The 9,354-nt window shown below is 36.1% G+C and carries 13 protein-coding genes and 1 pseudogene; 5 read left to right on the forward strand and 9 right to left on the reverse strand.

The genetic code is table 11. From position 1 onward, the window contains the following. Positions 1-233 precede the first annotated feature (233 nt). Positions 234-863 carry a helix-turn-helix transcriptional regulator gene (locus J5J03_RS00130; protein ID WP_208585520.1) on the reverse strand — a complete coding sequence of 210 codons (630 nt, stop codon included), beginning with the start codon at positions 861-863 and terminating at the stop codon, positions 234-236. 180 nt (positions 864-1,043) lie between these two features. Between J5J03_RS00130 and J5J03_RS00135 the strand changes: the two genes are divergently transcribed. Together J5J03_RS00135 and J5J03_RS00140 are read left to right on the forward strand one after the other, a co-directional pair. Next, positions 1,044-1,664 carry a superoxide dismutase gene (locus J5J03_RS00135; protein WP_208585521.1) on the forward strand — a complete coding sequence of 207 codons (621 nt, stop codon included), beginning with the start codon at positions 1,044-1,046 and terminating at the stop codon, positions 1,662-1,664. A gap of 76 nt (positions 1,665-1,740) precedes the next feature. Beyond that, entirely contained in the window at positions 1,741-1,977 is a 237-nt protein-coding gene (locus J5J03_RS00140) for an indolepyruvate ferredoxin oxidoreductase subunit alpha (RefSeq protein ID WP_208585522.1), read from the forward strand. Between the two features lie 224 nt (positions 1,978-2,201). Here the strand turns inward: J5J03_RS00140 and J5J03_RS00145 are convergent, their stop codons facing one another. From J5J03_RS00145 to J5J03_RS00160, 4 genes are all read right to left on the reverse strand, one after another. Beyond that, positions 2,202-2,840 carry an NAD(P)-dependent oxidoreductase gene (locus J5J03_RS00145; RefSeq protein WP_208585523.1) on the reverse strand — a complete coding sequence of 213 codons (639 nt, stop codon included), beginning with the start codon at positions 2,838-2,840 and terminating at the stop codon, positions 2,202-2,204. Positions 2,841-2,915: 75 nt separating this feature from the next. Continuing rightward, a complete protein-coding gene (locus J5J03_RS00150) occupies positions 2,916-3,329 on the reverse strand; it encodes an Rrf2 family transcriptional regulator (RefSeq protein WP_208585524.1) in 414 nt (137 codons plus the stop codon). 95 nt (positions 3,330-3,424) lie between these two features. Continuing rightward, the gene (locus J5J03_RS00155) at positions 3,425-4,573 is read right to left on the reverse strand and encodes an anti-sigma factor (RefSeq protein WP_208585525.1); all 1,149 of its coding nucleotides are present in this window, start codon (positions 4,571-4,573) and stop codon (positions 3,425-3,427) included. Then, positions 4,566-5,057 (reverse strand): RNA polymerase sigma factor, encoded by a 492-nt coding sequence (locus tag J5J03_RS00160; protein ID WP_208585526.1) that lies wholly within the window; start codon positions 5,055-5,057, stop codon positions 4,566-4,568. Before J5J03_RS00160 ends, J5J03_RS00155 begins: the two co-directional genes overlap by 8 nt. Before the next feature lie 144 nt (positions 5,058-5,201). Between J5J03_RS00160 and J5J03_RS00165 the strand changes: the two genes are divergently transcribed. Together J5J03_RS00165 and J5J03_RS00170 are read left to right on the forward strand one after the other, a co-directional pair. Continuing rightward, entirely contained in the window at positions 5,202-5,768 is a 567-nt protein-coding gene (locus tag J5J03_RS00165) for an RNA polymerase sigma factor (protein WP_208585527.1), read from the forward strand. A 2-nt stretch (positions 5,769-5,770) separates the two neighbouring features. After that, positions 5,771-6,526, forward strand: a complete 756-nt coding sequence (locus tag J5J03_RS00170) for a DUF4367 domain-containing protein (protein WP_208585528.1) — start codon at positions 5,771-5,773, stop codon at positions 6,524-6,526. 132 nt (positions 6,527-6,658) lie between these two features. Here J5J03_RS00170 and J5J03_RS00175 read toward each other — a convergent pair whose 3' ends face one another. After that, positions 6,659-7,114: a DUF6147 family protein gene (locus J5J03_RS00175; protein WP_208585529.1), complete on the reverse strand. Its 456-nt coding sequence runs from the start codon at positions 7,112-7,114 to the stop codon at positions 6,659-6,661. Between the two features lie 255 nt (positions 7,115-7,369). Here J5J03_RS00175 and J5J03_RS00180 point away from each other — a divergent pair. Then, positions 7,370-7,568, forward strand: a pseudogene (locus J5J03_RS00180) (Lrp/AsnC ligand binding domain-containing protein); the annotation flags it as partial. 32 nt (positions 7,569-7,600) lie between these two features. On the opposite strand, the gene J5J03_RS00185 reads toward J5J03_RS00180, so the two are convergent. The 3 genes from J5J03_RS00185 to J5J03_RS00195 form a co-directional block, all read right to left on the reverse strand. Further along, positions 7,601-8,131, reverse strand: coding sequence for a chromate transporter (locus J5J03_RS00185; protein ID WP_208585530.1), 531 nt, complete (start codon positions 8,129-8,131; stop codon positions 7,601-7,603). Between the two features lie 6 nt (positions 8,132-8,137). Continuing rightward, positions 8,138-8,686, reverse strand: a complete 549-nt coding sequence (locus J5J03_RS00190; protein ID WP_208585531.1) for a chromate transporter — start codon at positions 8,684-8,686, stop codon at positions 8,138-8,140. A gap of 166 nt (positions 8,687-8,852) precedes the next feature. Further along, complete coding sequence (locus J5J03_RS00195; RefSeq protein WP_208585532.1) at positions 8,853-9,005, reverse strand: hypothetical protein; 153 nt, start codon at positions 9,003-9,005, stop codon at positions 8,853-8,855. Between the last annotated feature and the right edge of the window lie 349 nt (positions 9,006-9,354).

The following is a 9,354-nucleotide window of genomic DNA, read 5'->3' on the forward strand; positions in this document are numbered from 1 at the left end:
ACCTCCCTACGAGGGGTGTACAGATTAATAGTTATTGCCACGCTTGGAGTTGTACACCGACATATTTGTTAAGGACTATTTGTTAACTAATCATGAGAAAAAAGATTAGAATAAAATTATTTTCGCCATATAAAAAATCCCGAACTATCTTGGATATTCTATGATTAGAATTTGAGATAGTTCGGATTTTTCCTTTTGTTAAGATATGTCTTACTAAATTATTTTATCTGCAATTATTCAAATTGCACCTTAAACCGACAATGATTATTCCCCTCAGTTTTACATTGCACTCTCTCTACATTCTTTGTCCCTAACACTTTCTTAAACATGCTCGTTTCACATTGACAGGCAATCTGAAATTCTTTTGCCACTGCAAATATAGGGCAATTATATTCAACAATCTCAAACTGATCATCATCATGCTGAGATAATTCCGCCATATAGCCTTTCTCGTTCTGGATATGGACGATATCTCGCATTTTTTCTAGGTTTGAGGATTGATCTACAAGGTCGGTATATTGCTTAGTCAATCGCTCTTCGCGATTTTCAAAAAGCTGTTCAATCGAGTCCTTTCCATGTATTGCTTGAATATCTTTCAAGAACTCGACACTGATCGATTCATAATTATTAGGAAATAGACGTTTACCCTTTGTCGTTAAAAAGAATTTTTGGATTGGACGACCAATATCCTTTTTCTCATGGTGACTCGAAACAAGACCATCTTTCTCTAATGTAGTTAAATGTTTGCGTATTGCCATATGCGTGATATCTAAATGGTCGATAAGTTCATTGACAGATAAGGAAACTTCTTTCTTTAATAATTCTAATATTCTATCTTTCGTCGTTTTTGTTAATTGTGTCATGGGATTCCTCCTACGTTGGCTTCCCTATTCTTATTATTTTGATTATACAATATATTTGTCCAAACAGAAATAAATGGAAAATTTGAAGTGAATCTGTTGAATTATTGATAAAAGTATTATAACATATAATTATACTTTTTATACTAAAAGGTATAATAAATATTATTGGAGGTTTTACATATGGCAAACTTTACTTTACCTGAGTTAGGTTATGCGTTTGACGCTTTGGAACCACACATTGATCAAAAAACGATGGAAATTCACCATGGAAAACACCATCAAACATACGTTACAAAATTAAATGCAGCACTTGAAGGGCAGGATGCTTTAGCTAATAAAAGTCTTGAAGAACTTCTAGCTGACTTAGACAGTGTACCTGAAAATATTCGTACTGCAGTGAGAAACAATGGTGGCGGACACTTCAACCATACATTGTTCTGGGAAGTGATCGCTCCGGGATCTAAAGCAGATAAACCAGAAGGGGAATTAGCAAAAGCAATTGACGAAGCATTTGGTAGCTTTGATCAATTTAAAGAACAATTCTCTAACGCAGCGGCTACTCGATTCGGCTCTGGCTGGGCTTGGTTAGTTGTCAATGCAGATGGAAAATTAGAAGTAACAAGCACGCCAAACCAGGATAATCCAATTTCCGAAGGGAAAACGGCTATCCTTGGCATCGATGTTTGGGAGCATGCGTATTACTTAAACTATCAAAACAGACGCCCTGATTACATTGCTAATTTCTACAATGTTATTAACTGGGATGTTGTCGCAGAAAAATACCAAGCTACTGTGAAGTAAATATGGTTAGGACTGGATGAGTGGAAGGATGGGAGACATCTTTCCACTTATTTTTCTAGAAAGGAGATGTTTGGTTTTGGCATTTGTCATAACAGCACCATGTGAAACAGAAAAAGCCGGAGAATGTGCAACAGTATGCCCGGTGGATTGTATTGAAGAAGGAAAAGACCAATTTTATATAAATCCTGATATCTGCATTGATTGTGGTGCATGTGTAGCGGTTTGTCCCGTTGATGCGATCGCGGAAGAGTATGAATTGACTGTAGATCAAGAGCCATATTTAGAAAAAGCAGAAGCATTTTTCGGTGATTAGCTTAAACGAAGAAAGCCCTGATAATGGTTGTATCATTATCGGGGCTTTCATTCATTAAAATGGTGGTGAATTTCCGCCCTCTTCTGAATGCAACCTCCTCGATCATATCTGCTAACAATGAATCTACTTCAGTCAGGTGCTGGACAATTTCGATATGATTAAAAAATGGTAAAAAAAGTGATACCTTTTAGAGATTATCTGAAGGTATCACTCTGAATAATACGTTATTCTTTTTCTCCGACAACAGTGAAGCGCTCTTCTATATGTTCGGGATTTTCGCTCTCATCTAGTATAGCGATTGCGTAATCTGCATAGCTGATATAGCTTTCTCCTGCTTTATTAGTGATAACATTTTCTTTCCCCTTTTGATAGGAGCCAGTTCGTTTCCCTTCTGGATCGAACACTGCTGCAGGACTTAAGTGTGTCCATTTGACATCTTTTGTTTGTTTTAATTCGTCTAATGCTTTTCCCATGCTAGAAGCTAATGGATATACGAAATCAGGAAAATCAGGTGTGTCGTATAAATGTGTTGTTTGATCTTCATCGACATATAGGCTACCCGCTCCACCAACAACGATTAGACGTGTATCTGTTCCTCGAAAAGCATTGATTAATACACGATGGGAATCGATATGTAGATGCTCTTCGCCTTGGGGGGAATTATAAGCATTGATGACAACATCAAAGTCTTTAATATCCTCGGTCTTAATATCAAATATATCTTTTTTCACGATATCGACGTCTTTATTGTCCACTTTTTCCGGACTACGTACAATCGCAGTAACTTCGTGTCCTCTATGAAGCGCTTCTTCTGTAATCAGTTTACCAGATTTCCCAGTTGCCCCGATAATTCCAATTTTCATTGTCATTTCCTCCTTTGGATTTATTGTAACCATTATAGTTACATTTTGTATTGAAGTCAATAAAAAAACATCTCTTTATTGTATAGAGAGATGTTGAATAATATCAGCTAATGTTTGCTTGTTTAATTCATTTTCCATAGCTTGTTGTGCTCGGGTTAAAGAGATGTCCAGTGACGATTGAATATTTTTGCCGACGTCGCAATTCGGATTAGGCTGATCATGTACTGCAAATAATTCTTCTCCTGTTGTTACAGCACGATAGATATCTAGTAATGTAATTTTATTAGGCTCAGCTACAAGAGAATATCCGGCTACACCAGGTCCACCTTTTAACAGGTTTGCTTTTTTCAATAAAGAACCGATACGTCGAATAACGACAGGGTTTGTGTTAACACTACCTGCTATGAAATTTGATGTAACACCTTTATCACTATTTGTTGCTACAAGTGTAAGGATGTGTATCGCCACAGAAAAGCGAGTATTTATCATTCTCGTTCACCACCATTGCTATTATTCTAGTAGTAAGTAGTTTGGTTGTCAATATAGCAAGATGGCAGACAAAAGAGAGAGCAACAACTTTTCTGCTACTCTCTGCTCATCCAATTCCAAAGTCTTGCTTCATCGATTTGTAATACAGCAATAGCATCGTTTTCTTCCAAGGATAAAATTTCTTTTGTCGGTCCTGTAATAACAACACCATAATGTTTGATCCCTTCTTCTTCTAAGTAGCTGATCTTACTATCAAGTTCTAGATCACCAGTGACTACTTTAGAGGCAATATTTTCATGTCCTTGCAAAAACTTTAGTGTCTTGATGAATTGTTGCTGTAGAACATCATAATCGCCTTCCTGATAAGAAGGTGAACTGTAGCTTTCGGATATAGTCGAGCTGCCAAAGAGTCCTTTTTCTTCTTTACGATCTTGTAAGATCATATCGTTATCATGCCAGATTGGAAAACTTGGAAATCCGATACTTTCAAAGACTACCCCTAAGTTCCTTTTATCAACGCTTTCTGCCCCTGAGTCAACTGCCAACCAAAGTAAATCGATTTCTTTGTCTGAAAAAAGTTGAAATACCTCCTCTGTATCCAGTAAATCGGTAAAAGATACAAATGCTGACGTCACAGTACCCTCTGGTAGTCTTTTAAGCTGTTCCCAGTCTGAGGTAGCATCAGAGCCTGCACCTGGGAAAACAAAGGAGGGAGAAGTTTGCGAAATCGAACCGAAATGATCTTCGTTATGCCTCCGTAAAAATGAAAAAAGAAAATGAGAGTGATACTCCCCAATTTTGATGATTTCATCTCCTACTTGCTTTTTTTGGGGAGTTGTAACTTCCATATTGAAATATGGGTTTCCGCTATTCAAATTGGAATGGCTAAGATAACCATATGGTTCAGTGACCGTTAAGGTATGATCAACAATATTTCGTAATACATCAGCACGGTCAGGATTACCCCAAGAATAATAAACAGCTGTTAATATACTCGTAACAATAGTAAAACCGATAAATAATAAAATAACGAAAAATGCTGATTGAATTCTTGCACGCCATTTCCCTTTCTTTATTATGTTTTTTTCCTTTTGATCAAAAGTAGTATTATTAGTTTCATCTTTCTCCAGAATAGATTGATATGCTTCTAGCCTCTCTAATTCTTGTTCAAATTCTTCTAAATCTTTTCCTGTTAACTCACCATTTTCATAAGCTTCTAGTTTCTTTTGAAATGAATCATTCATCTTTTTTCTTCCTTTCTCTGATTGCTTGCCTGCCACGGAAAAGTAATACTTTATAATGACTAAGTTTTACATTCATTACAGTAGCTGCTTCTTTGTAAGATAATCCATGGAGATCATGAAGAATAATCGCATGTTGTTGTTTTTTAGGTAGCTCCTTGATCCATATTAAAATTTGTTTCGTCTCTGCGTTTAATAGTAATTGTTCATAAAGAGATAATCCCGGATCTTTTATGCGATGAAAGAAGGTTCCCTCTTTAGAAACGGACTTTTTTTGTTTACGATAATGGTCAATAAAAGAACGATAAGCTACTGTGAATAACCATGTCTTTACGTTCTCGTTATCATAAAGCTCTAAATATAAGTAGGCACGAAGGAATGTTTCTTGAACAATATCTTCCGCTGTATAGTGGTCATGACAAAGAGAAAGAAGGAAGCGATAAATATCTTTAAAATATTTTTGATATATTTGATCTATTGATCCCATTTGTTCCTCCTTTCCATTCTAACTATATCACGCAACAACATAAAAAAAGTTACAAAAATGATTAAAAAGAAATTTATAAAACGGTTTAATCTTTTGAAGAAAATGTTATAATTTGTATGATTGATGGAAGAAGGTGTAAATAGGATGCTGAAAAAAATATTTAAAAAATCGGAACCTACACATGAGGAATTCCGTCTAGTATATGATATGTTTTATTCGAGAGTTTATCGAGATGTCTATTTTATTACAAAAGATAGCCATTTGGCTCAGGATGCTTTGCAAGAAACTTTTGTGAAAGCTTATAAACATATGCATCGTTTGGAAGATAGAGAGCGAATGGGTGCTTGGCTATCAACCATCGCTACAAGGACTGCCATCGATGTATTAAGAAAACGAAAAGGAGCACGTGAAGTGCTGACAGAAGATATTATGATACAAGAGAGAAATATGAAAGAAAAAGGTTTGGACACCTTACATATTGTGGAGGCTAATTTAGTGAAAGAAGAATTACTGGAATCACTGAAGGAGATAAAAGCAGAATATCGAGAAATCATTTTGTTACGATATATCCATGACTTATCCATTAAGGAAATTGCAGATTCATTGAGTATAAATGAATCCACTGTAAAAACAAGACTACATCGTGCAAGGAATAAGATGAAAGAGAAAGTACAACGAGATCCAAAACGGCAATGGATTGGTGGTGAATAATGATGAATGAAGAACCGAGCTTGCAGGAATGGCTTAAAGAGGATTACCAGAAAGTAGAAGAGCCTCCACATTCCAAGGATGAAAACTGGGAGACAATCATAAGTGAAATACCGCGAACTGATCAACATCAGAAGAAGATTCCGAAGAAAAGTTTGTTAGCGGTGGCAATGATTGCAGTTATTGTAATTGGCACTGCTTTTGTTCAAACTAATCAAATGCAGGCTTTTGATTGGTTTGTGAACATGTTTGTCACAACAGAAGGCGATAAAGCACAAATTACACAAACAACAAATGAAAAGGAACCATCAACGGATGCTCTTCCTGATTTTGATAACATAACAACAAATGCAGTTCAAGAGGAAAACAAGGAGATGACATTCGAAGAGGCACAAGACGAAACAGATTTTAATATCTATGCTCCTTCTTATTTACCAGACAGTTATCAATTAGAATCAGTTACAGTATTTTATGAAGAGGCATTAGCTAGAGAGGTACAACTTGAATATGTAAACAATCTGAATGATGTAGTAATGTTAAATCAAACCTATCAACCTGATGATTTTTCTGCTTCTAAAGTGGTTGATAATGAGGATACGGAAATTAAAACAATCGTATTAGATGGTGGAGAGGCACGTTTGGTAGAATTTGAAGATGGTCACATACAAATCATATGGAGCACGCCAAAAATGAACTGGGTCCTAGAAGGAGAAGAGAATAAAGAACAACTTATTAACGTTGCCGAATCTATAGATTATTGACCTACCGCCACTTCCTTATAACTCCCTGTTGAAGTAGCAGGCTTCTGGGTAAAAAGAGTTTCGTATCAAATACAAAATACGAAACTCTTTAATTTTTTGTCTGCAAATTTTGAACCACTTACTAGTTACTTTTTAAAATTTTAATCCCGGTGTTACGGAGATTAAACTTTCATAGTTACTATAATGGGAAATGGAGTGGACGGTGCGAATACGGTATTCATACCCCTTCACGATTGTAAAATGGACACTACCGCTAACATAGGAGCTGGAATTTTTCACGAAGCTTTTACTATTCCCGGTATTCACCCATTTTCCTGTTGATTTATTTTTGACTTGTAAGTTAATCGTGCAAGTAATTTTTTGAACAGATGAATAGCTAGATGTATTACAATTACTCCCTATTCTTTTTGAATCTAGTTTTCGTATGGAAGAATTTCCTTCTTTGATGTAGTTAGTTGCTTGGACACTAATAATATCCTCTTTAATTTGAGGAGTAGTTTGCTCTGAAGCATTCACGTCTGAAGTATAAAAAAAGAATCCAATAATGAGAACACAGGATGTTAGTAAAGCTTTACCCAACATTTGCATAAAAACCATTCCTTTCCAAGGATTTTTTTGTTACAAATGTTAGACGTCAGTAGTAGTAAAAAGGTTGCGGTAAAATAACAATAAATTCTTAGAAGATATGCTGTCTGATGTTTTTTATTTGTAAAAAGGTAAAGGCCGTTTTAATTCACAACAGGTCATCAATGTTTTTTAAGTTTATTGTAAGAAGAGCGCTAATTTTGTCGAGTCAATATATCACGGTATTACGATGAACAAATAGCCTTTTCGCTACTTCTTGAGAATCTGGCGGATAACCCAAGTGTTGCTAGTTGTTATCAAATGACAGGACCCAAGCACGTTGCATGTGCTGGTGGAGGATTTCAAAAAGCTGGAGTCATTTATTAATGAAGAATTATATAGTTTAGAAGGTATCACTAGAGTGGAAAGTCATATTCTATTACGTCGGTTTAAGAATAGAAAAGGCATGAAATTATAAGAAAGCGCCCTTTAAAATGGGCGCTTAATCTGTCACGCTAAAAAAATCGCACCATATCCCAATGCCCCGATGATCACAAATGCGGGATGGACTTTGAATTTCACTAAGAAAAGCCAGCTGAGTCCGATTAATATTATCGTTTGTAACGTTCCTTCGTTCTCGTAGGATTGGAAAAAGAATTGAAAAGTCAAAATACCTAGTAGAACTGCAATTGTGGGTCGGATAACCATTGTCATTCTTTTTACTTTAGGTGAGCTTTTAAACTTATATAAAATACTAAGTAAAATAATCATTAAAATAAGAGAAGGTGCTACTGTTGCAAAAATCCCAACACTTGCACCGAGTATGCCTGCTTGTTCATAACCGATATATCCGGCCATCTTCGTAGCGATTGGACCTGGAAGCGCATTTCCGATAGCAAGTACTTCCCCAAATTCGGAAAGGCTTAACCATTCATAGCGATTCACTACTTCATTTTGGACTAAAGGAATGCTCGCAGGACCTCCGCCATAACCAACGATTCCAGGTATGAGGAAGGCGATAAAAATTTCCCAATAAATCATCGTTATTTATTCCTTTCCTTCTTGTTTCGGTGTTGTCGAAAAAGCAACTATTAATAATATCAGAATGATAATAGCTGGGTGAATGTTAAGTAATTGTAGTAACACAGTACTTCCGATAATCAAGGCTACATTTAACTTCCAACCTAAATCTTTTGTTCCTTTTTTGACAAAATCCCAAGTCAGTATAGCGAGCATGACACCGACAACAGGTACAATTGCGTGCGTCATCCCGATCACCAAGGGTAATTCACTAAAACTGCTTAATGAAACGAGTAAAACGATCATAGCGATAATGGTTGGTATAATCGTTGATAATACAGCATTTATTGCACCTAACCATCCAGCAACACGATACCCGATATATCCGGCCATTTTTGTTGCGATCGGTCCCGGGAGTGTGTTGCCGATTGCGAGTATATCAGAAAACTCTTCATCATCCATCCATTTATAGTAATCGACTACTTCTTTATGAACAAGTGGTATGGAAGAAGGACCGCCACCATAGCCTAAAATACCAACTTTAAAAAATGCCCAAAAAATATGAATGTGTTTCATTGTAGTAGTTCTGTCCCCCGTTTCTAGTATTTGTTATTATTTTAACAAATGAAATGGTAAATCAAGCAGAGATTTGTTTTCTTAGTTTTCCAAGTAAGCATGAAATTATTGCAAGCCCTTTTTTATAAAGGAATAGAAGTGAAGAAATGGGGAGGGCAATTCCTAGTTATAGCATGCAAACAAGCTCTTCACATGACTTCGGCCATTTATTTATCCTTAGATTGCTAAAATAACTCTTCTTATAGGTCTTATTTCGGAAAAAATAGATTAAATGCACGATGATAAAAATGATCGCTGCAATTAATAAGAATTGTGCCATGATGATACCTCCTTTACTTCATATATTAACTACTGAAATGTAAATCAAACGTTCCTTTGGTCTTAGGCAAGAAAGTATAAAATTTTGAGATTTGTCTACGCAAGCGCCCAGAAACTAGGCGACTTCACGAATTGCCCTACGATAAGTCATCATCGGTTCGTAAACTCACCGTGATTCCTTTATCTCAGTTAATTCGTTCCAGTCGCTACGTTTCTAATCGGGCGCTCTGCGCTTTTCTTATAAGGAAAGAAAGCATATAATCCTCGGTATCAACGCATTTGTTATCAAAGTAGCCATTTTGAAATAAACCGTATAGGAAACCATCGCTGCGGCTGTCCACTTCCCTTTC

Origin of the sequence: Gracilibacillus suaedae (genome assembly GCF_017599345.1) — a bacterium.
GTDB classification, from domain to species: Bacteria; Bacillota; Bacilli; order Bacillales; family Amphibacillaceae; genus Gracilibacillus; species Gracilibacillus suaedae.

Excerpts from the sequence above, each read along its gene's own strand:
- J5J03_RS00130 (WP_208585520.1), bottom strand. The coding sequence starts at position 863 with ATGACACAATTAACAAAAACGACGAAAGATAGAATATTAGAATTATTA.
- J5J03_RS00135 (WP_208585521.1), top strand. The coding sequence starts at position 1,044 with ATGGCAAACTTTACTTTACCTGAGTTAGGTTATGCGTTTGACGCTTTG.
- J5J03_RS00145 (WP_208585523.1), bottom strand. The coding sequence starts at position 2,840 with ATGAAAATTGGAATTATCGGGGCAACTGGGAAATCTGGTAAACTGATT.
- J5J03_RS00150 (WP_208585524.1), bottom strand. The coding sequence starts at position 3,329 with ATGATAAATACTCGCTTTTCTGTGGCGATACACATCCTTACACTTGTA.
- J5J03_RS00155 (WP_208585525.1), bottom strand. The coding sequence starts at position 4,573 with ATGAATGATTCATTTCAAAAGAAACTAGAAGCTTATGAAAATGGTGAG.
- J5J03_RS00160 (WP_208585526.1), bottom strand. The coding sequence starts at position 5,057 with ATGGGATCAATAGATCAAATATATCAAAAATATTTTAAAGATATTTAT.
- J5J03_RS00165 (WP_208585527.1), top strand. The coding sequence starts at position 5,202 with ATGCTGAAAAAAATATTTAAAAAATCGGAACCTACACATGAGGAATTC.
- J5J03_RS00170 (WP_208585528.1), top strand. The coding sequence starts at position 5,771 with ATGAATGAAGAACCGAGCTTGCAGGAATGGCTTAAAGAGGATTACCAG.
- J5J03_RS00175 (WP_208585529.1), bottom strand. The coding sequence starts at position 7,114 with ATGCAAATGTTGGGTAAAGCTTTACTAACATCCTGTGTTCTCATTATT.
- J5J03_RS00185 (WP_208585530.1), bottom strand. The coding sequence starts at position 8,131 with ATGATTTATTGGGAAATTTTTATCGCCTTCCTCATACCTGGAATCGTT.
- J5J03_RS00190 (WP_208585531.1), bottom strand. The coding sequence starts at position 8,686 with ATGAAACACATTCATATTTTTTGGGCATTTTTTAAAGTTGGTATTTTA.
- J5J03_RS00195 (WP_208585532.1), bottom strand. The coding sequence starts at position 9,005 with ATGGCACAATTCTTATTAATTGCAGCGATCATTTTTATCATCGTGCAT.